The following is a 21,121-nucleotide window of genomic DNA, read 5'->3' on the forward strand; positions in this document are numbered from 1 at the left end:
TATATAATGAAACAACTATTTATTTTTCTGCAGCTGCAGTTCCGGAGGATCTTCCCATCAAAGCTAGATCGTATCAATCGTAAATTAAGTGATGCGTACGTTGATATTTCAGCAGAGCGTAAGCAACTTCGTGCAGACGTAGATGCTTATATGATGAAAGCGTATAGAATTGGCAGCCTTAGCGAATTCATTCCTCGAAAGGGTGTGAGTAATTTGAAAGTATTCAATGATATTCAGTTGAAATTCGGAAAGCAAATGCGCGCTTGCAATCAGCGACTAACGTATGATTTACGATGGAAGTAGCAGAAGGATATCATTTAATAGAAATACCGGAGCGCGGTATCAAATGGGATATGCCGCAGCATCTCGCGTATTGTGATCCCAGGCAATTTGCTGAAATGGCAGATTTGTTCTTCAGGTACCTGAATGGTTCAATAAGCTATGAAGAGCTTCGCTATTTAGCAGTGTATCGTTTGCTGAATTTGAAGCGCACTGAAGAAAATAAAGATGAGGATCTAGAGACTCGAAAGCCCGGAAATATTTACCAGATCAGCACGTACTTAGATTCTTTTTTTCAACCACGGGAGAAAGAATCAAATCCCATTGTCATACGCCAGGAATATGTACACAATCCAATTCCGGAAGTTCGTCATAAGTTCCAGACATTTTACGGTCCCGGTGATCATATGGAGGATATCACCTTTGGTCAATACGTTGATGCACTTAATATTTTTGCCACCTACAATCGAGAACCATCACAGCAGCTGTTATGCAATCTATGGGCGATCTTTTACCAAGGCAGAAAAACAAAGCTTGTAAGTGGTTATGACAAAAAAGGAGTGGAGCGCCGCACCAAAATAGCCCGGAAGATCTATTGGGGTAAGATCTTTGGTTTTTATTTATTCTTTGCCAGCTTTCAGGAGTATTTGGCAACAGCTACAGTGTATTGGGAAGGGCGCGAGCTGGACCTTTCTATTCTATACATCGAGCCAAAAGATAAATTCAAATCCCGTATTCCGGGAATCGGGATGAAAAGTACCGCTTTTATGTTGGCCGAAACTTCAGCCTTTGGAAATCTAAACGAGGTAGAGCAGGCGCCGTTTTGGACCATCATCTTAAGAATGTATGATATTAAAAAGCGGGATCTCGATAATGAGGCGCGCGAAAAACAAGCTAAAAAATGATATTAATACCAGAACTGGAGACCTATATCGAGTCGCTGCGCAATCGCATTGATGCTATTAACTTTCATAGGGTTTTGGTTGATAATGATGATATTAGTAAGGATTTAAGTCAGCGCTCAACTGCAGTAGATAAGATTATGTTGTACGCCGGCATTCCTGAACTTCGAGTGGTAGGTCGTGACGATATGCATCAGGATCGGGATATGATGGGCTTTATGGTTCTGGAGAAAACAGATTACTCTGTAACTAGTGATCATGCTAAATGGTTAGACCTTTTCACACGTACGCAAGCTGTAGCAAAAGAAGTTCGCGATATTATGGTTACAGATTATGAGGCACACCAAGGCAATTGCGGTTTGATGAGTTTTCTTGAGATCAGCTCTATAAGTATTGAGCCGGTGAAATACTTCAGCAGCTGTAACGGTTGGATGATTTTATTTCAAATGAAGTCAGATTTTTAGAATATCACGAGAAAAACACGTATTTTTATAATATGGCAAAAAATCTCAAACAACAATTAATCTCAGACGAAGAAAAGAATGCTCAGGAGGCAGAGCTTATAGCTGCAGCTTTAGAAATTCTGAATACCAGAAGCAGCTTTAGATTGCTAGGGCTAGAGCAAAAGGAAGTTGATTATCTCAGACGATCAGACCTTACGTTGCGTAGCGCACTCTACATTCTATTTCACGCAGGAAAATTGAAGCTATGAACATATTTGAAAAACGTGCGGTTTCTGAAGATGGTTTAGAAAAGCGTTTCATAGCAAAGGTACTGCAGGAAGAAGCAAAAGAGATCACTGCAGAGCAAGACAAAATCTTTTCCAGATTCAACAACAGCGATTGGAAAAATAACCGAAGCTTTGAGGTTAAGGGCACCACGCTTGAAGAAAAGCATTTGCCTAAGCATCGTTTTGTAGATATGAAAACCCTGGAGACTCGTGCCGGTAAAATCAAAAAGCGTAACTACCCGGTACACAATAAGATTATGTACGGGCACGCTAATAATATTGTAAGGGGCATTTCATTTGGCTTTACCGAGCAGGTGAAGGCTGAGATGAAAAAGCAAGACGGTCAAGTACTGTAATCCCCTTTTTTCCCTACATTTACCACGTCCAATAAATTTAAAAATAATAGCATAGGCTTGATTTGGTAACCAAATCCCGCCTTCCTAGGTTCATCGGTAATCAATCCGGTGGTACCTCCTATGCTATTAGGATTTATTGGACAACCCGAAGGCGGGTATACCAAATATGGAAAATCACTACCGCAACTCAGAAGATCTTACAACACCGGAAGGTGAATTTGTAGAAGCCGGTTCCCTGTGGTCTCTTCAGAATAATCAGCTTACCCTTGTTGATGACGATCGCTATGCTACTGCCTTGCTAGACGACACCTTCGCGCCTGTCACAGATTAAATAAAGCACTCTTGCTACCATTACACTTTCAATTGAAAGTCTAATGGCAAAACGTATAGTTGACGAAGAAATGCGCTTCAGCATCATTATCAATGGTAATGAGGCTCAGAAAGAATTGCTAGATCTTGAGAAGGCAAACCGGAAACTTCTTACTGCCAATCAAAAAAACCGCACCGAGCAGCGTAAGCTCGAGCGCCAGGGCAAACAAAATACAGCGCGCTATAAAGAACTTTCTGCTGAAATAGCTCATAATACTACAGAGCTTCAGAAGAATTACACTCGGATGAATAAGCTGGAGCAGGAGATTGGAGTAACGAATCTTTCTATTACTCAGCTTACACGTAAATTGAAAGCCCTGCGGGTTGCCTGGAGCAATTCTACTCCCGGTACCAAAGCTTATTTAGATTATGAAAAGCAAATTGCAGAAGTCAATCAGCGCTTATCTGTCTTGAGAGGTAAAGCCAGGGGCGCAAAATCCGGACTTTCATCTTTGGCCGATGGGTTCAATAAATATTCCGCATTAGCGGTTTCTTTTATTGCGGTCCTTACTGGTGTTGTTTTCAAAATTCAGCAGTTTATTGACTTCAATGGTAAAATGGCTGATGCCATTTCTGATGTTCAAAAAACTACCGGATTAGCCAAAACCGAAGTTGAAGATCTCGCCAAATCTTTTGGACTGCTCCAGACCAGAACCAACCGTATTAACCTGTTAAAAATTGCAGAGGAGGGAGGGCGTATTGGTATCGCCAAAGAAGAGATTGGCGCTTTTGTAGAGGTAATGAATAAGGCTGTTGTTGCCCTTGGAGACTCTTTTCCGGGTGGTGTTGAGGAAACCGCAAGTAAATTGGGTAAACTGAAATTGCTGTTTAAAGAAACCAAAGATCTCGGTGTAGATGAAGCGTATAACGCCATAGGATCTGCAATCAATGAATTGGGTGCAGATGGTGTGGCTACAGAGATCAACATCGCCAATTTTGCTACCCGTGTAGGTTCGCTTCCTGAAGCGCTCAAACCTACCGTTGCTGAAGCTCTGGCATTAGGTGCAGCATTCGAAGAGTCGGGCATAGAGGCGGAGATTGCCGCACGTGCCTATAACATATTTTTAAAGCAAGCATCTACCGAAACAGAGAAGTTTGGCATCGTGATGGGCATTTCTGCAGAAGAAGTGACCAAACTGATCAACACCAATCCTTTAGAATTTATGATTCAATTCGCTAAAGGAATGAAAGGGATGAATGCTACAGAAACTGCACAAACGCTAGATTATCTTAAGGTGAATGCAGACGGAGCGAATAAGGTTCTGGGGGCAATGTCTAACAATACCGAGTTATTTCGTGAGAGATTGGAGCTTTCCAATCAGGCTATGGCTGAGGGGACCTCATTGATTGACGAGTATAACATCAAAAACAACAACTTTGCGGCAACTTTAGACAAATTGAAAAAGGTTCTTAACGGAGTATTTCTTTCAGAAACTTTAGTAAACGGCCTTTCTACCTTGGTAAATTGGTTAGCACTACTTCTGGGTGCTACCGAAGATGTTACCGGTTCCGGTAGACGTTGGAGAGAACAACTAGTGTTCCTTGCAAAGATCATTGCTGTAGTTACTGCAGCATTGATAACCAATACCGCCTGGCTTAAACTGGTAACGCTTTGGGAAGGTCGCGCCACTCAAGGCACCATTCTTTATAATCTCGCTCAGAAAGCTAAATTAATCGCCACCGAAGCCAGTATAGCAGCTACAATAGTTTACACAGGTGTTACTGCGCTGTTAACCGGTAATATAAATGCGGCACGGCTGGCCTTGCGAGCATTAGCCACAACGATGAGAACCACACCGTGGGGCCTAGTGATTTCTTTAGTCACAGCTGCTGCAGTTGCTTATTATGCCTTCAGGGATGAAACCGACCATTTAACGAGTAGTACAGAGGTTTTAAACCGTGCTATGAACAAAGGTTCTGAAGAGGCCGGTTCTTTACGTGCAAAAATAGATGCGCTGCGTCGTGTAGCAGAAGATGAAGCTTTAGCAGAAGAATTACGCGTTTCTGCAATGAAAGAACTCAACAAAATCGTTCCTAATTACAATAAGAATTTAGATTTAAGTACAGCTGCTCTTAAGCGGGGTAAAATTGCGCTAGACAATTATGTAGATGGGTTAAAAAGACAAGCCGAAACGCAATATCTAACCGATAAAATTAAAAACAAAACTCAGGAGTTACTAGAAGCTGAAAATGCAAACGCAGAAAGTTTCTTGAGTACTTGGGATGAGATCGTGATTCGTTTGGGGCAAATGACACAAGGCTTAGATCCTGAAGAAGAAAAGATAAGAAGGGGTAATTCTATACGAGAAGAACGTATAGATGTTCTACGACGGGAAGCTGAGGCAGCTGCAAAGGCTTGGGAAGCTTATAATAATCCGGTAGGACCTAATCAGAATCCAAATCCTGTTGAATATACAGATCTGCTCAACTTTGAAACTCCTGAAGATCCTAATGCTCCAGGTTTTGATCCCGGCAATCTCGATAAAGCAAAAGCAGCTGAAGAGGCAGCGAAGCAGGCAGCAAAAGATGCAAAAGCGCGGCGGAAGGAACAGGAACGTGAAGCCAAACGGCTCGCAGATGACCTTTTAAAATTAAAGGGTCAGGAAAACGAAACGAAGATCAGTTTGATAGAAGATGATTTTCAGCGGGAAATGGAACTTCTTGAGGAGAACCATAGGCAAAAAACAGAAGAGCTAAAAGCTCAATTAGTAACTGAGGGCAATTTGTCTGAAGAACAAATTGCTATTAATGGCAGTATTCGCCGTCAATTAAAACTACAGGAAGAGAAATTTCAATTCGACAAAGGCGCTATCATAGAACGTGGATATCAGGATGATATCGATTTGATGGAAGAAGCCTATAAAAAAGAGGCTGCAGTGCGTGAGGTTCGTCATCAGGAAGAACTCAACGCTATTGGCGATAATTTAAACGCTCGCGAAAAGTTAAAAGAAAAACACCGTCAGGAAGATCTGGAGGCGGAGGAAGCACACGTAAAGGAAGTAATAAACGCATTAAAATTTATTACCGAAAACGGCCAGTTTGAAGGTTTTGATTTATCCCTGCTTACCCCGGAGGAGACTGCAAAAATGCAGGCTTTGATGGATCAGCTTGTTCTGAAATTACGCGAACTTAAAGCGGCAAAGGACAATGTTGAGGGAAAAGATTCTGGCGAATATACACTTGGAGATGCAACCGCAAATGTTGACATTTTCGGGATGACGGCCAGCCAATGGGTTGAGACATTAAATAACCTTGATCAAGCCGGCCATAAATTTGAGTTGATCAAAGCGGCTACCGGCGCAGCGCTAAACGTTTATCAGGAATATTCAAATTTAATGGCTGCTAAGGAGCAAAAGTCCTTACAACAATTTGAAAAGAAGCAAAGCGAAGAGGAACGCACATTAAAACAAAAGTTAGATGCCCGTTTGATCAGTCAGAAACAATACGATGCTGCAGTAGCGGCCAGTGAGGCAGAACTCGAAAAAAAGAAAGCGGAGTTAGCGTATAAACAGGCAAAACGAGATCGTACAGTGGCTCTAGCAAATATTGCGATGAATACAGCTCAGGCAGTAGTGGCGATTTGGGCTCAAGTACCAAAATTTGACTTTGGAATTTCTGCAGGTATATTAGCAGGTTTTGTAACAGCTTTAGGAGCGCTTCAAGCTGCTACCGTTTTAGCAACTCCACTACCCGTAAAAGGTTATCAGGATGGTTTGTACAATGTCACCAGGGAGCAAGACGGGAAGCCATTTAAAGCGCGTTACGGTGGTGAGAGCCGTAGCGGCTTAGTTGATTTCCCCACAGTTTTTATGGCAGGTGAAGAGGGCAAGACCAGACCCGAGATGATCATAAACGGGCAGGATTATTCCAATTTTAGTGACAGTTTCAAAGATTCGTTATACCGGGAACTCGGTCGTGTAAAAGGTTATGCAGACGGGTATTATCAGAACAGCACGGCTAAACCTAGTTTTGAGGACAGCGCTCAATCTTCTTCGGGAGTTGACACAATGATGTTTTCATCTGTTATGAACCGCTTTATGGATATGATGGATAGACTGGAACGTGATGGTCTGGTTGCTTACCTCAAGCGCGACTATGAGAATGCGCGTAAAATAAAAGAAGATATTGAAGACTACGACCGTCTTCGTAACAAAAATAGATATTAATGGCTATAGGAACTGATGTAATAACAGGCTTTACCGCCAACAGTGTTTTTGAGGATGTAAAATTGAACATCGCGTGCAATCGCATTTGCACGCTCATTGATCAGGAGAATGGTCCTATCCTCTCCGCCTTTGCTTTTTCCGGGGATGCATCGCGCATCTACCAGGGTTTGGACCCGCTTGGTGATGTGGGTGCAATAACATTTAAGACCTCACATCTTACTAATGTTAGAATCGTTCTCAATCAATTTGTAAGCAAATTGGGCGTGACAGATCTGGAAGCGTACAAGACAAGAATTTTGTTTAAAATGAGTGGCTATCGGTTTGAAGTCATTTATTCAGATACCGTGGTTCCGGGTATTGATGTAAACGGGGTGCCATGTGAAGATTTTAATCCAGAAGGCGGCGGTGGCGGTCTTGAATAACAGCAATTAACTATGCCAAATCAAATACCCTATAATCCAGATACGGGCTATAATATACCAGAAACTCTCGAGAATTTTTTTTCTCCGTGGAAATTCAGCAATAATGGGAGTTACACGCTTGTTTATGTTGAAGGATCTGCAGTGCCGGCTGCGTATAATTTTGACTTGAAAATCAAAGATTTTATAGCAGCTGATATTGATCTGAAGTATGATTCTTTTTTGATCAAGTTCAAGCCCCGCACGTTTACGACTGCTCTAGATGATGCGATCGCAATTACTGGAGAACTGGTAAGTGACGCCGAGGGTTATGCATTAACCTCTGAAAATCTAGAGGTTTCTTTTGCAATATCATTTGCCGGCATCGGTATTTTATCTGCTACCTCGTATCGCAGTGGCTTCCGATTAGAAGCTTACGGCCTTATTGATGGCCAGGAATATTTACTCGAAGAAATTGTATTTAATCTATTTGCAAATGTGATTAGTCAGGACGAGCTCGTCTTTGTTCCTGATAAAGCTTCGATGAGCTATTTGCAAAACGGAGTAGATCCTGATGACTTATCCATTCAGTTGTATACGGGATCTTCGTTTGTAATTCGTGCAAATAAGGTGCTGCAGCTTTCTGGAGTTAATTTGGTTGCAAATACAGAGTATTCTGAAAGCATTACAGAATATACTGGCAGCGGTTCTCAGGCCATTACCATAGCTTTAGATCGAACCAATCTAAATTGGGAAGGTAGAACGCTGCAATATTATTTAACCACGAGTAACACCTCCAGAAGCAAGCTATTTGAAGTTTTGATTCATCAGCTTACTACCGGAACCATCGAAGTAGATCCGCTTAACTTAAGCTTTGCTGCAGTGCGTAATATTTTTGAAGCTGCAGAGCAGGAAATAACCATCAACACACCTTCAGATTTTACGGTGACGGTTCCCAACTGGATGGAGTACCGCTACGGAATTACCGGTATTTTAGTAAAGCCGGTACCGTCTGCAAATTTCGCCCTGGGAACCTACACCGGTGAAATAATAATTGAAACTGCAGTAGATACTGCACGCATATTTGTAACGCATCGCGTGACAGAAACTGCAGACTTCAACCTTGACGGTGCGGTGATTTGGTGTCGGGATCAGGAAGCGCTCAGTACTTTTTATAGCGCAGATGATGATGCCTTTGCAAGTCTACTTTTGGAGGCTGTGATTTACAATCCAAATACCGGGATTAATCAAGCCTTTTTAAATGACTATGCACTGGCTTTTTTCCAAAACAGCGCAGAATTTCACATCGGAGATGTTGTGAAACGTTTATTTTCAAAACCTGACAACATCAATAGATACGGGCTTTTATCTAAATTACAGAATACTGAAGATACACGGTTGATGATCTACAATCCACCGGTGTTTTGTGATCTTACGTATGAGGTAGCCGGCACTTCAGAAATAATCAAAAACAAAGCTTTTTTAGACGGCCGAAAACCGGCTCAAGAAATTACTGCAGCTGCTATTCTAAAAGCTGAAAAAATTGTGCAGCGAGTCACACTTAAGAGTGTTGCCTTGGTTAATTTTTACAATCAGAATTTATTGAGTGATTTGGTTCTTTTTCGCAACAATCAGCAAATTAGTTCTGAAGTAATCACAAGTGGTTCCGGGTACCTTTATGGTCAGATGCTACGCTTTTCAGAATATGATCCGGGGGATCGTATTCGTCTCGAGCTTCAGTCTGGTACCGAAAAAATAAAAGAAGAGTTTATTGTTTTCCCGGACCAGCATTTAAGCAATCATATTGCCTGGTATAATGAGTATCAGACACAGGAACTCTTTGAGTTTACCGGTGACTGGCGTTTTGAATCTGAATATGAAATGAAAGACTTCAAACGCCTGGGCAATTTGGTCGAAGAACTGCAGCGTGTTGACACGCGAAAAGAAATGAGTCTAGTGATCAACACCGGTTGGATCCCAAAATCAAATCAGGTGATCATTGACGAGATTATCATGAGCAAATTAGCCTGGTTAATTACTGAAGATTTGCGAACCATCAATCTGGTACCACAATCTAAAAAAATGACGAATGAAGACAGCGCCAACGGCCTGTATGCTTACGACGTAGAATTTATTATAAACAAAGCGCATGATCTTAAGAGTCATACATCCCTTATTTAAGTTAGATCTGGAGGATAAAGGTTTGACATTAATCGAGGAGAATTCCTGGTTTAACGATCGTTTTTTTACGAAATACACCTATCCTTTTGATTTTGAAAGCACAGACGAATTAGATGCAGCGCTGCAGCACATTACAAAGATCGAGCGTGCTTCAACCGAAAGTGTTTATGATGTTATTTTTTTGGTTGAAGGAAAACGACATGATGCACAGCTATTAATTGACATCACTATCGGCCGGCGTTTAAGTCCGTCTATCAGCTACGGTTTTGAAGAGCTGCCTAATTGGAATAAAAAACTTGCAGATCTTCCTTTAGAAAGTTTTACACCTTCGCCAAGCATTTATGATTTGGCAGAAAGCTATGCAGATCTTTCGTGGCCAACCGTAAATTTTTGTTTTCCGCAGGTCATTCCTCCGGAGGGAAAATATGATACCGATACGGATCAGTGGGCGTATTTTGAAGGTTTCATAAATAATCGGGTAGGTTCTGCATTTCTGCAGAACGAATACGATACAGAGAATGATTTGCAGATCAACCGCAATGTGATGCAGCCAATGCCTTATTTGCTATACGTGTTGCAGCAAGGTTTTGCAGATGCAGGCTACGAGCTCGCGGGTGACATTCTCCAGGATCCTGAACTTCAAAAAGCATTCATTACCTGCCTTTCAGATTATTACACAAGCATTAACGAAGATGCAGAAAATATAACTAAAAACGCAGATGAGTATTATGAAATTCTTGAAGTTGACACTTTTGACAACGTACGTAGAATTGAAAAAGCACGGTACGCAAATCAACAAAGCATCACAGAACCGGGAAGATATGTGATATCTGGTAATGTTGTAGTGCGTACAGATAGATCTCAATCTGCTGCTTACTTATATTTTAATGAGGAGGAAATTTTTAGAGGTGTAAATTTTAACAGAAGTTACAATGAAGAATACTTCAGTATTAATGAAACGGTAGAAGTTTTTTTTGGTGAAACCGGTGTGATTGATTTTGAATCCTATCAATTAGCACACGCGATTTTAGATGGAGAAAAAATTCCGGATGCGTTAATTTTTGATCTATCCATTACAAAAATTACAGAATACAACGAAGAGAACGAAGCGCAACCTACCTTACTGACTCCTTCAGAAGTAAAATTAAACCGATGTGTTCCAGATATGACCTTTGGAGATCTGTTTAATGCAATCCGAAACTATCGAAATTATGATTTGCGCATTGTGGGAGATCAGGCTTTTGTAAACAAAATAGAAAAGGAGCTCGTCTCCAGACCTAAAGTAAATTTAAAAGCTTTTGAAGTTCGGGAACCCCGAATCAAAAATAACGGGGACCGGTCGTATCTGTTGAAGTTTCAGGATATAGACAATGATTTATTTGATCATCCTCCAGTTTATGTTGATCGTTTAGGATCTAATACTGAAGGTTACGTAAAGTCTGCAGATACGACTGAGATTGTGATTGATTTGGCACCAATGCCCAACAACAGTTTAAAAGGTATTTCAACTGCTCAAATGATCAGTGATGACAAAAACAAGCTGCAGCTAGGCTTATACTCGGGTTTGATTGATGGCAAGAATGCAGCTGAAAATCCCCGTCTTTTAGGCTTGTTAAACAGTTATGATAAGTATTATAAAAATTGGTTAGATTTCCGATTCAAGACCAGAACCGTGGAGTGGACGTTCAAATGCACGCCTGAAGTTTCACGCCAGGTAACCGCGTATTCAGAAATACAAGCTTACAACTCGAGATTCATTCCGGAACGGGTATCAAAAAAGATCCTCAGCAAAGAAGAAGTAGAAATCACACTGGAGGTTGACAAGCTCGTTTAAAAATCCAGCGTGTAAAGTTCCGAGTGATCTGCAGGTAATATGGTTAAGTGTTTTCGGAGATAATTTTTTACTCCGGCGATACTCTGATGATCAGAATAAGGCATAATTTTTAAAATGATTTCCTGTTCGCTCATTCCCTCCAGAGCCATATTATTGTATAGATTCACGATAGCAGTATGCCGGCAGCTGTAAGGACCATATTCGCGGCCAAAACCTAAAGCCTTTTTCATTTTCCCAAACCGATCACTAAAGTGCTTTGTTCTCGTAGGGAGTTTAGCAGAGCTCCAGTCTCGAGGTTTTTCCAGATTGCTGAAGAGTTCATAATCTCCCGGAGCACCATCGATATTAAGTAGTTCAATAAAAGGTTGAACTTTTTTGATGATTCGACGCGTACTCAGTTTCCGGGTTTTAGTTTCTACAGAAAATATCAGGCGTTCCATATCAAGATCTTTCACTTTTAGCCTACAGATCTCCCGCGGCCGAAGCAATGGATAAATAATAAATGCCAGGAATGCATTCATATATGGATCGTGTTGATTAAAGTAGTTCTTAATACGGATCAGTTCCTCCTGAGTAAACGCTTTATTGTTTATTGGATCCGTGTCGAAATTGGGAATATCCTTTATGTAGTTAACAGAAATCTTGCGCTCATTTTTTAGCGTAGTAAATAAACTGGAGAGACTTCTTTTGTGATTGTTTACTGAAGTTCCGGACAAACCATCTCCTGTGGTTGGATTGGTGTACTCAAATCGAAGATAGTCCAGGAACTCATAAAAGTGATCCACATTAAAATGTTCAACTTTAAAACCGAGGTATCCGTTTGTTTTCGCCCAGTCCAAGAACCGGTTAACGTGAAACTCATAACCCACCATTGTAGAAGGTTTTTTGATTTGGGATTTAATTTCAAGCGCATAGTCCATCGCTTGTTTTAAGAGCATATCCCGATTCGTTTTTTGTTTCGGCACATTCTTAGTAAGTGGATTCCATCCACGCGTAAGAGCGATCGTATATGCCTCAATAAGGGCTTTTCCAGCAGCTTTACGTTCTCTTACAGTTTTAAATCGATTCAAACCTTTACCAGGCAAGATAACCTTCTTCAATTTATCATCTTCTGAGCTCCGGTAATAGCAGTACACATACCAGGTTTTCCCAGAAGCGATAGAAGGTTTTCCTTTTGCTTTTGGAATGTACAATTTAGGTGTAGTGTACTTCTTTTTGCTCATCTCAATTTGGATTGAAACAGGTACGGTAACAGGTACGGTTGACTCTTTTATCTCAATTTTCATAGTGATTAAAAAGAGCTTAAAACAAGAAAAGCCCCAGTGTTTACCGGGGCTTTCTCTCTGTACTCGGGACGGGACTTGAACCCGTACGAACTAATGTTCATTGGATTTTAAGTCCAACGTGTCTACCAATTCCACCACCCGAGCTTGGGCTTTCAATTAAAAACGCCATTTTAAATGGAGTAATTCTTAGAGCGAAAGACGGGATTTGAACCCGCGACCCTCACCTTGGCAAGGTGATGCTCTACCCCTGAGCTACTTTCGCGATTTGTATTAGAACGTCTTGTCTAATGCGGATGCAAATTTACAAGATTTCTTCAATCTGCAAAGCAATTTCTTTAAAAAAATTAAAACAATTAAGAAACCTGATTTTTCTTACTGCGTACAAGCATTCTTTTTATTTCGTTAAGCTTCATTAAGGCTTCTACGGGAGTGAGTGTATCTATATCAGTATGAAGGATTTCGTCTTTGATTTCCTCTAAGAGGGGGTCGTCTAGGTTGAAAAAACTCAATTGCATTTCATCATCTTGAGCGGCGTCTAAAGAATTTTTATGTTCTTCTTTTCTGTTTGATTTTTCTAATTGAGCGAGCATTTTATTAGCTCTATGTAGAACTTGCTGGGGCATTCCTGCCATTTTTGCGACGTGTATTCCAAAACTATGCGCGCTGCCTCCAGGGATTAATTTCCGAAGAAATAAAACATTGTCTTTTAATTCTTTTACCGAAACATTGAAGTTTTTAATCCGGTTGAATGTTTCGCCCATATCATTCAACTCGTGATAATGAGTCGCAAAAAGAGTTTTAGGACGTGAGGGGTGTTCATGTAAGTATTCGCTTATTGCCCAGGCGATTGAAATTCCGTCGTAGGTGCTGGTTCCGCGACCTATTTCATCAAGAAGTACTAGGCTTCTGTCTGAAATATTGTTAAGGATGCTTGCGGTTTCATTCATTTCTACCATAAAAGTAGATTCACCCATCGAGATGTTGTCGCTTGCTCCCACACGGGTAAAAATTCGATCTACAAGACCAATGCGTGCAGCTTTAGCAGGAACAAAACTTCCCATCTGTGCAAGTAATACGATTAAGGCGGTTTGTCTTAAAATTGCAGATTTACCTGACATGTTAGGTCCGGTGATCATGATCATTTGTTGTGTGTCGCGATCTAAAAACGTATCGTTAGCGATATAAGGTTCGCTAATTGGGAGCTGTTTTTCGATTACGGGGTGGCGACCTTCAGTTATTTCAAGTTCGTACGAATCATCAAGTTCTGGTCTGTTGTAATTATTTTCTTTGGCGAGACAAGCATAGCTGCGTAAACAATCTAATTGTGCGATGATATTGGCGTTGATTTGAACCGGCTCAATAAACTGAGTTATCCAACTCACCAACTGATTGAACAATTGTTGTTCTATAGTGAGAATACGCTCTTCTGCACCTAGAATTTTTGCTTCGTATTCTTTTAATTCTTCAGTGATATAACGTTCTGCATTGACTAGCGTTTGTTTGCGGATCCATTCTGGAGGAACTTTATCTTTATGCGTATTGCGAACTTCAATATAATATCCAAAAACATTATTAGAAGCTATTTTAAGGGAAGTGATACCTGTGCGTTCAGTCTCACGTTCGAGCATTTTGTCTAAATACGCCTTCCCTGAAGTAGCCAGATTTCTGAGTTCGTCTAACTCTTCATGGAAATTAGGAGCAATAGTGCTTCCTTTTAAAATATTAACCGGAGCATCTTCATCGACGGTCTCTTTTATTTTAGATCGCAAATGCTCCAGATTATTCAGTTTTTCAGAAAGAATTTGCAAAGCCAGATTTTCTGCCTGCTCGCCTAAAATTTTGATGGGCACCATCGCTTCTAATGAATTTTTTAGAAGAATGATTTCTCGGGGCGAAACCTTACCGGTGGCCACTTTAGATATAAGGCGCTCTACATCACCTATTTTTTTTATGTCTAAAGAAAGCTTGTCATAGAAGTCAGGATTTTTAAGAATATATTCTACAATCTCGTGACGTTCAGTGATGGCTTGAAGTGTCTTTAATGGTAATGCCAGCCAGCGTTTAAGCAGTCTACCACCCATTGGAGAAATAGTTTTGTCTATTACATCAAGCAGGGTTATCGCTTTTGCAGATGTGCCCTGATACAACTCCAGATTGCGTATTGTAAAACGATCCATCCAGACGTAAGCATCTTCGGCAATACGACCTATGCTTGAAATGTGCTGTAATTTATGATGCTGGGTTTCACTTAGATAATGCAGCGCCGCTCCGGCAGCGATAATTCCTTCCTCTAAATGCTCAATACCAAACCCTTTAAGAGATTTTGTGTTGAAATGTTTATTGAGACTTTCGTGAGCGAAATCGGTTTTAAAAACCCAATCTTCCTGATAAAAAATATGAAAGTCTGTCCCAAAATTTTCCTTAAAGTCGCCCTTGTTCTTTTTGCTAACTAAAAGTTCACTCGGACTGAAATTCTGCAATAGTTTGTCAATATAAGCTGCATCTCCCTGACTGGTTAAAAATTCGCCTGTAGAAACGTCCAGAAAAGAAAGGCCGATGAGCCGTTTTCCGAAATGAATAGCGCCTAAAAAATTGTTGCTCTTCGATTGAAGCACTTCGTCATTTAATGCAACTCCCGGAGTAACCAGTTCAGTTACACCGCGTTTCACAATACTTTTGGTTTGTTTAGGATCTTCCAGTTGATCACAAATCGCAACGCGACATCCTGCTTTTACCAGTTTAGGTAAATACGTGTTTAGTGAATGGTGTGGAAAACCGGCGAGTTCTGTGCGCTCGCCACCGTTGTTTCTGTTGGTTAAGATAATCCCTAAGATTCCTGCGGCTTTGACAGCGTCTTCGCCAAAAGTCTCGTAAAAGTCTCCCACTCTAAATAATAACAGCGCATCTGGGTATTTATTTTTAATACCGTTATACTGTTTCATCAAAGGTGTTACACTTTTTTGCTTCGGTTTTTTTGCCATAACTTTTAGAGGGATACGAGATTAAATAGGTGTTAAAACTAGTGGGGATAAATTTAAAAAATCTATGCTGTAATTACCGAAATGTGCTAAGGAGTTATTTATATTTTTCAACAATAGTATAAGGATTGGAAGTGAATTTTTGTTCGTTTTGTAGGCTGCTGAATTTGTATTTTTGCGGTATGAATAGAAAGTTGAAAAACAGTGAGCTTGACCGCAAAACGGTTGAAGAATTTAAGGAAGCTAAGAAAACCCCGATTATTGTCGTTTTAGATAATATACGAAGCCTCAATAATATAGGTTCAGTTTTTAGAAGTGCAGATGCATTTCTTATTGAAGCAGTTTATTTATGTGGAATCTGCGCACAGCCTCCTCATAAAGATATTACTAAAACAGCATTAGGAGCTACCGATACTGTTACTTGGCGTTATTTTGAGTCTACTTTGGAAGCGGTTGAAGATCTCAAGCAAAAAGGATTTAAGGTTGCAGCTGTAGAACAAGCGGAAGATGCAATCATGTTGAATGACTTTAAAATTCAAGCTGATGAAAAGCTGGCTATTATTTTTGGTAATGAAGTAAAAGGAGTCAAGCAGAAAGTGATCGATGCATCAGATTGTGTATTAGAAATACCGCAAATAGGCTCTAAACATTCATTTAATATAGCAGTAAGTGCGGGGATCGTATTGTGGGATTTTTACTCAAAAATTATTAAAAATAATTAACAGGTATTATTTGTTGCTTAAAAATTATTTAAAATCATAAATCTGTATTAAAGTTTTCGTAATTGTTGAGGTGTTAGCAATTTAATTGTGAAAATTCACGTTTTACAAGTATAAAGTAACAAAACCCAACAAGATGAAACTAGATGATTTTGACTACGCTTCTTATGAGCGCGGTTCTAAAGACGGGTGTAAGTTTGGTCTAGCTATAGGAATCGTAATAGGTCTGGCAATAATGACCGTAATGTTGAGCTTTCTGTACGTTAAGTGATTACCTGCTTCAGTAACTTCAAATAATCAACTCTATTATCTACAAAGTCTATTTCAGAAATATCAAGTATTTTTATGTTTTCTTGTCTTCTATTTTTTATCATATTTAAATATCCTTGATTGATATCTATCAGATAACTTTCTGAAATATCTTGCTCGTATGCTCTGCCACGTTTCTTTATGTTTTCTAAAAGGCGTTCTGTGTTCTGATACAAATAGATATAAAGATCAGGCTTTGCAATTTCGCGATACATAATACTGTGCAGCTTTTTATAGAGGCTGTACTCATCTTCGCTCAAGGTTACTTTTGCAAAAATCAATGACTTTTGACTGTCATAATCTGCAATCATAAAATCTTTAAATAAATCAAACTGACCAATATCATCCAATAACTGCTGATAACGATCGGCTAAAAACGACATCTCTAACGGGAATGCATATCGAGACTGATCTTCGTAGAATTTCGGTAGAAACGGGTTGTCTTTAAATCGCTCCAGAATAAGTTTAGCATTAAAGTCCTCACTAATCATTGTGGCTAGTGTAGTCTTTCCGGCGCCAATATTTCCTTCTATAGCAATATAATTGTAGTTGTTTAAATTCAGTTCTTGCTGTGGATTTCTAAGGCAGCGTTGAATTTTATGAGGAATACTTTTGTCTGGGCTTTCAGCTTGAAGAACTGAAATACTCTTTTTAAGAATAGGATGCTCAAATGACGAAGCGATATCATTTAATGGATATATTACGAAATTTCGATCTTGTAAATGAGGATGCGGAATAGTTAGATTTGATTCATTTATAATATCGGCACCAAAAAATAAAATGTCTATATCAATAGGACGATCGCTATACCCTTCTTTATTAGAGCGAGCTCTGCCTAGTTTTTTTTCGATACTTAAACACGTAGTGAGTAGGGTTTGATAGTCTAAGCGCGTATCTGCAGAAACTGCACAGTTTAAAAAATCTGCACCTTCAAAGCCCCAAGATTTTGTTTTGTAAACCGGAGAAATCTGTTTTACCGTTCCTAGTTCTTCAAAAATTGCATCAATCGCATTTTGCAAGTTTTCAAAAGAATCACCTTGATTACTTCCTAAAGATAAGAGTATGTTTTTTAGTGGTTTAATGAGCGTATTTTGTTAAATATTTTAAGAGCAATTTAAGTAAAAGCCCCGTACATTCTTCTAATTTTGATGAGAAGAACCCAATAAGTACCGCAGTTTGACGCAAGCCACAATGAGCCAGAGAGATGCACTGGCAGCCTATCGAATTTATTTTATTTTGGGAGCACTTTTTATTTGCTCTCTCGTTGTCTCCAACCTCATTTTTCAGAAGTTTTTTTATTGGGATTTTTTCGGTTTGTATCGTTTTGAAATTTCGGTGGGTATTTTACCCTATCCGATTACCTTTTTGATAACTGATTTGATCAGTGAAATCTATGGTAAAAAGAAAGCCAATCAAATTGTAACTGCTGGTATTTTTGCCAGTATTTTTTCATTATTAATCGTTTATACTTCAGCGGTTGTTCCGGCAACAGACTGGTCGCCGGTAGATGATGTTTTATTTGATAAAGTATTTGGAGCTACAGTAGTTGCGGTTTTGGCTTCGATGATGGCTTATTTATTTGCACAATATATAGATATACAGTTGTTTCATTTTTGGAAAAAGTTAACTAAAGGTAGACATCTATGGATTCGTAATAATTTTTCTACGTTTTTCAGTCAGTTTGTAGATACTGCAACAGTACTTTTGTTGTTGTGCTCTTTCAATAAAATAGAATGGAATTTATTTGGAACACTGCTTTTAAGCGGGTTTTTGTTTAAAATTTTAGTTGCGGTTTGCGATACGCCGTTTTTGTATCTGGGCGTTTATTTATTTAGAAAACGCTTTAAACTGGCTCGGGGTGAAGAGATAGGAGCAGAACTTAATGCCTTCCAACAGGAAGAAAAAATTTAAAATACTATGAAAAAGATATTTAAAATAATAGGAATTGTACTCTTGGTACTGGTGATCGGTCTTATTGCCGCGCCTTTCTTGTTTAAAGGACAGTTAGAAGATTTGCTGAAGCGTTCTATAAATGAAAATCTGAATGCTACGGTTGCTTGGGAAAATTTTGATCTTACCCTTTTTAGCAGTTTTCCGGATGCAAGCGTGAAGGTTAAAAATTTTAGTCTAATCAATAAAGCCCCTTTTGAGGGAGATACGCTTGCCAGCGGAAGTGAATTACAGCTAGATATGGGGATTATGCAACTTTTTAAAACCTCTTCTGGCGAGCCTATTGCAGTAGATGCGATTAGTCTGGAAGAAGCGTTTATAAATATTAAGGTTGATAGTTTGGGCAATGCTAATTATGATATTGCAAAAGAAACTACTGCTTCTGCAGATACACTTGCTGATAGTTCTGGTGGATTTCAATTTGATGTGCAGCATTACGAGATTTCGAACTCTCGCATTAATTATTTAGACGAAAGCACACAGACTTTTATGCGTTTGTCTGAAGTGAACCATGAGGGAGACGGTGACTTTTCTGCTGATATTTCGAATCTGAACACCACTACCGAAGCATTGGCTTCGTTTGATTTTGACGGAGTCAATTATTTGAAGCAAAATAAGATTTCGCTAGATGCGGTAATTGAAATGAACCTTGCTGAACAGCGTTATACGTTTAAAGAAAACGAAGCATTGATTAATCAATTACCATTGGTTTTCTCAGGATTTGTTCAGGTAAATGAAAATAATAATGAACTGGACTTATCTTTTAAAACACCATCTAGTGATTTTAAAAACTTCTTAGGAGTGATTCCTGAAGTTTATGCTAAAAACCTAGAAGGCGTTACAACAACAGGGGATTTCAGTGTAAATGGTAGGATAAATGGAGTGGTTGACGAAGCGCATATCCCAATGATGAATATTGAAATTCTGTCTAATAATGCTTCTTTTAAATATCCAGACTTGCCAAAATCTGTTCAAGATATTATAATTGACGCAAGTATTGTGAATGAAACAGGTGATCTGGATGATACTTATTTGCGTTTAGGAAATCTAAATTTTAGAATTGATCAGGATGTGTTTAATGCAAAAGGTAGAATAGACCGTTTGACTACAAATCCATTAGTTGACCTCGCTTTAAAAGGTAAACTCAATTTAGCTAATCTAGAGCAGGCTTACCCACTTGAGTTAGATCAGGATTTAAATGGAATGCTTATTGTTGATATGACGGCTAATTTTGATATGAACAGTGTTGAGAAAGAGCAGTATCAAAATATAAAAAGTTCGGGTACTGCAAGTTTAAAAGATTTCAGATATGTTTCGCCAGAACTTCCAAATCCGTTGACGATGGCACAAACTAATATTACGTTTAATCCGGGAACAATTACGTTGAATAACCTAGACGCTAAAACCGGTCAGACTGATATTTCAGCAAAAGGAAGTATTGAGAATCTGATTCCTTTTGTGCTTTCTAAAGAAGATTTAAAAGGAAGGTTTACCGTAAACTCAAAAGTGATTGATCTGGCAGATTTTAGTGTTGTTGAAACTACACCGCAAGAAACAGCTGCAAATACTGAAAAAACAGCTGGGCAACCAACAGGAGAGTCAGCAATTAAAATACCTTCTTTTTTAGATGCAGCTATAGATTTTACTGCCGGAAAAGTTATTTATGATAACATCACGCTTACCAATGTGAGTGGTAATCTAAGTGTGAAGGATGAGACTGCTAGTCTTAATAATATTAAGTCTAATATTTTTGGGGGAGCAATTGGCCTTAACGGAACTGTGAGTACAAAAACAGCAACGCCAACATTCAAGATGGATCTGGATTTGAAAAGTGTTGACATCGGTCAATCTTTTGAAGGTCTTGAGATGCTTCAGCAGTTTGCTCCAATTGCTAAAGCCTTACAGGGAGCTTTAAACACCAATATTCAACTAAACGGTAATTTATCTGATGATTTAACTCCTGTGCTTTCATCTTTAGCGGGTAAGGCCTTAGCACAGTTGTTAACCGTAGAGGTAGACTCTGAAAAGATGAAATTGCTAAGCACGTTAGATTCTAAACTCGACTTTATTAATTTAGATAAGTTAGATTTTAGTAATCTAAAGACACAACTTAATTTTGATCAAGGTTTAGTTACTGTAAAGCCATTTGATTTCAACATAAAAGGAATTAATGTAGGGGTAAGCGGTACGCACAGTTTAGAAAATACGATGAACTATACGCTTAATCTTAAAGTGCCCGGAACATATCTAGGTTCAAAAGTGGGAAGCACTTTAGCAGGTTTGAGCAATACAGATTTGGAAAAATATACTGTTGATCTACCAGTTAAATTAACCGGTAATTTTACGAATCCGCAGGTATCTTTAAATACGCAGCAGGCTGTAAGTAGTTTAACACAGCAGCTAGTTGCTACTCAAAAAGATAAGTTCAAGCAGCAGGGAGAAGATAAAATCAAAGATGTTTTAGGAGGGATTCTTAAAGGAAATAAGCCTGCAGATACTTCAGCGGTAAATACAGCAAAAGACTCGACTCAAACTTCAACCCAAAACAATACCGCAAAAGCTGTTAAAGACGTTTTAGGTGGTTTGTTTGGGAAGAAAAAAACAGCAACTGATACTACGAAAACTAACAATTGATTGATTTTGGGAATGTTATACATAAACAAG

Annotated in this window: 17 protein-coding genes and 2 tRNA genes; 14 read left to right on the forward strand and 5 right to left on the reverse strand. The window is 39.3% G+C overall.

Features of this window, described 5'->3' with window-relative positions; translation table 11 throughout:
• The first annotated feature begins 6 nt into the window (after window positions 1-6).
• From BUB91_RS07075 to BUB91_RS07115, 10 genes are all read left to right on the forward strand, one after another.
• Complete coding sequence (locus BUB91_RS07075) at window positions 7-303, forward strand: hypothetical protein (RefSeq protein ID WP_073098533.1); 297 nt, start codon at window positions 7-9, stop codon at window positions 301-303.
• Complete coding sequence (locus BUB91_RS07080; RefSeq protein ID WP_073098534.1) at window positions 294-1,184, forward strand: hypothetical protein; 891 nt, start codon at window positions 294-296, stop codon at window positions 1,182-1,184. The genes BUB91_RS07075 and BUB91_RS07080 overlap by 10 nt, the downstream gene beginning before the upstream one ends.
• Window positions 1,181-1,645, forward strand: a complete 465-nt coding sequence (locus BUB91_RS07085; protein ID WP_073098535.1) for a hypothetical protein — start codon at window positions 1,181-1,183, stop codon at window positions 1,643-1,645. Before BUB91_RS07080 ends, BUB91_RS07085 begins: the two co-directional genes overlap by 4 nt.
• Before the next feature lie 32 nt (window positions 1,646-1,677).
• Complete coding sequence (locus tag BUB91_RS07090) at window positions 1,678-1,893, forward strand: hypothetical protein (RefSeq protein WP_128759321.1); 216 nt, start codon at window positions 1,678-1,680, stop codon at window positions 1,891-1,893.
• The gene (locus BUB91_RS07095) at window positions 1,890-2,267 is read left to right on the forward strand and encodes a hypothetical protein (protein ID WP_073098537.1); all 378 of its coding nucleotides are present in this window, start codon (window positions 1,890-1,892) and stop codon (window positions 2,265-2,267) included. The genes BUB91_RS07090 and BUB91_RS07095 overlap by 4 nt, the downstream gene beginning before the upstream one ends.
• Window positions 2,268-2,433: 166 nt before the next feature.
• Complete coding sequence (locus tag BUB91_RS20970) at window positions 2,434-2,598, forward strand: hypothetical protein (RefSeq protein WP_164917837.1); 165 nt, start codon at window positions 2,434-2,436, stop codon at window positions 2,596-2,598.
• A 43-nt stretch (window positions 2,599-2,641) separates the two neighbouring features.
• On the forward strand, window positions 2,642-6,802 hold the full coding sequence (locus tag BUB91_RS07100; protein WP_073098538.1) for a phage tail tape measure protein: 4,161 nt from the start codon (window positions 2,642-2,644) through the stop codon (window positions 6,800-6,802).
• On the forward strand, window positions 6,802-7,224 hold the full coding sequence (locus tag BUB91_RS07105; RefSeq protein ID WP_073098539.1) for a hypothetical protein: 423 nt from the start codon (window positions 6,802-6,804) through the stop codon (window positions 7,222-7,224). The genes BUB91_RS07100 and BUB91_RS07105 overlap by 1 nt, the downstream gene beginning before the upstream one ends.
• 12 nt (window positions 7,225-7,236) lie before the next feature.
• On the forward strand, window positions 7,237-9,381 hold the full coding sequence (locus BUB91_RS07110) for a hypothetical protein (RefSeq protein ID WP_073098540.1): 2,145 nt from the start codon (window positions 7,237-7,239) through the stop codon (window positions 9,379-9,381).
• Window positions 9,350-11,215, forward strand: coding sequence for a hypothetical protein (locus tag BUB91_RS07115; protein ID WP_073098541.1), 1,866 nt, complete (start codon window positions 9,350-9,352; stop codon window positions 11,213-11,215). The genes BUB91_RS07110 and BUB91_RS07115 overlap by 32 nt, the downstream gene beginning before the upstream one ends.
• On the opposite strand, the gene BUB91_RS07120 is transcribed toward BUB91_RS07115, so the two are convergent.
• The 4 genes from BUB91_RS07120 to mutS all read right to left on the reverse strand — a co-directional run bounded on the left by BUB91_RS07120 (window position 11,212) and on the right by mutS (window position 15,482).
• Entirely contained in the window at window positions 11,212-12,501 is a 1,290-nt protein-coding gene (locus BUB91_RS07120; RefSeq protein WP_073098542.1) for a tyrosine-type recombinase/integrase, read from the reverse strand. The two genes, BUB91_RS07115 and BUB91_RS07120, sit on opposite strands and share 4 nt — an antisense overlap.
• Before the next feature lie 60 nt (window positions 12,502-12,561).
• A tRNA-Leu gene (locus tag BUB91_RS07125) sits at window positions 12,562-12,645 on the reverse strand.
• A 46-nt stretch (window positions 12,646-12,691) separates the two neighbouring features.
• Window positions 12,692-12,763: transfer RNA gene (locus BUB91_RS07130), tRNA-Gly, on the reverse strand.
• A gap of 91 nt (window positions 12,764-12,854) precedes the next feature.
• Entirely contained in the window at window positions 12,855-15,482 is a 2,628-nt protein-coding gene (gene mutS / locus BUB91_RS07135; protein WP_073098543.1) for a DNA mismatch repair protein MutS, read from the reverse strand.
• Window positions 15,483-15,661: 179 nt separating this feature from the next.
• Here mutS and BUB91_RS07140 point away from each other — a divergent pair, with 179 nt between their 5' ends.
• Complete coding sequence (locus tag BUB91_RS07140) at window positions 15,662-16,201, forward strand: TrmH family RNA methyltransferase (RefSeq protein ID WP_073098544.1); 540 nt, start codon at window positions 15,662-15,664, stop codon at window positions 16,199-16,201.
• A gap of 133 nt (window positions 16,202-16,334) precedes the next feature.
• Window positions 16,335-16,469 (forward strand): hypothetical protein, encoded by a 135-nt coding sequence (locus BUB91_RS21475; RefSeq protein ID WP_262490538.1) that lies wholly within the window; start codon window positions 16,335-16,337, stop codon window positions 16,467-16,469.
• On the opposite strand, the gene folK is transcribed toward BUB91_RS21475, so the two are convergent.
• On the reverse strand, window positions 16,462-17,589 hold the full coding sequence (folK, locus tag BUB91_RS07145) for a 2-amino-4-hydroxy-6-hydroxymethyldihydropteridine diphosphokinase (protein WP_073098545.1): 1,128 nt from the start codon (window positions 17,587-17,589) through the stop codon (window positions 16,462-16,464). The two genes, BUB91_RS21475 and folK, sit on opposite strands and share 8 nt — an antisense overlap.
• Window positions 17,590-17,698: 109 nt before the next feature.
• Between folK and BUB91_RS07150 the strand changes: the two genes are divergently transcribed.
• On the forward strand, window positions 17,699-18,418 hold the full coding sequence (locus tag BUB91_RS07150; RefSeq protein WP_073098546.1) for a queuosine precursor transporter: 720 nt from the start codon (window positions 17,699-17,701) through the stop codon (window positions 18,416-18,418).
• A 6-nt stretch (window positions 18,419-18,424) separates the two neighbouring features.
• A complete protein-coding gene (locus BUB91_RS07155; protein WP_073098547.1) occupies window positions 18,425-21,091 on the forward strand; it encodes an AsmA family protein in 2,667 nt (888 codons plus the stop codon).
• Window positions 21,092-21,121: the final 30 nt, after the last annotated feature.

This window comes from Leeuwenhoekiella marinoflava DSM 3653, from assembly GCF_900129005.1.
In the GTDB taxonomy this organism is placed as follows: Bacteria; Bacteroidota; Bacteroidia; order Flavobacteriales; family Flavobacteriaceae; genus Leeuwenhoekiella; species Leeuwenhoekiella marinoflava.

Excerpts from the sequence above, each read along its gene's own strand:
- BUB91_RS07095 (WP_073098537.1), top strand. The coding sequence starts at position 1,890 with ATGAACATATTTGAAAAACGTGCGGTTTCTGAAGATGGTTTAGAAAAG.
- BUB91_RS07100 (WP_073098538.1), top strand. The coding sequence starts at position 2,642 with ATGGCAAAACGTATAGTTGACGAAGAAATGCGCTTCAGCATCATTATC.
- BUB91_RS21475 (WP_262490538.1), top strand. The coding sequence starts at position 16,335 with ATGAAACTAGATGATTTTGACTACGCTTCTTATGAGCGCGGTTCTAAA.
- BUB91_RS07150 (WP_073098546.1), top strand. The coding sequence starts at position 17,699 with ATGAGCCAGAGAGATGCACTGGCAGCCTATCGAATTTATTTTATTTTG.
- BUB91_RS07155 (WP_073098547.1), top strand. The coding sequence starts at position 18,425 with ATGAAAAAGATATTTAAAATAATAGGAATTGTACTCTTGGTACTGGTG.
- BUB91_RS07105 (WP_073098539.1), top strand. The coding sequence starts at position 6,802 with ATGGCTATAGGAACTGATGTAATAACAGGCTTTACCGCCAACAGTGTT.
- BUB91_RS07120 (WP_073098542.1), bottom strand. The coding sequence starts at position 12,501 with ATGAAAATTGAGATAAAAGAGTCAACCGTACCTGTTACCGTACCTGTT.
- mutS (WP_073098543.1), bottom strand. The coding sequence starts at position 15,482 with ATGGCAAAAAAACCGAAGCAAAAAAGTGTAACACCTTTGATGAAACAG.
- BUB91_RS07110 (WP_073098540.1), top strand. The coding sequence starts at position 7,237 with ATGCCAAATCAAATACCCTATAATCCAGATACGGGCTATAATATACCA.
- BUB91_RS20970 (WP_164917837.1), top strand. The coding sequence starts at position 2,434 with ATGGAAAATCACTACCGCAACTCAGAAGATCTTACAACACCGGAAGGT.
- BUB91_RS07140 (WP_073098544.1), top strand. The coding sequence starts at position 15,662 with ATGAATAGAAAGTTGAAAAACAGTGAGCTTGACCGCAAAACGGTTGAA.
- BUB91_RS07090 (WP_128759321.1), top strand. The coding sequence starts at position 1,678 with ATGGCAAAAAATCTCAAACAACAATTAATCTCAGACGAAGAAAAGAAT.
- BUB91_RS07080 (WP_073098534.1), top strand. The coding sequence starts at position 294 with ATGGAAGTAGCAGAAGGATATCATTTAATAGAAATACCGGAGCGCGGT.
- BUB91_RS07115 (WP_073098541.1), top strand. The coding sequence starts at position 9,350 with ATGATCTTAAGAGTCATACATCCCTTATTTAAGTTAGATCTGGAGGAT.
- BUB91_RS07075 (WP_073098533.1), top strand. The coding sequence starts at position 7 with ATGAAACAACTATTTATTTTTCTGCAGCTGCAGTTCCGGAGGATCTTC.
- BUB91_RS07085 (WP_073098535.1), top strand. The coding sequence starts at position 1,181 with ATGATATTAATACCAGAACTGGAGACCTATATCGAGTCGCTGCGCAAT.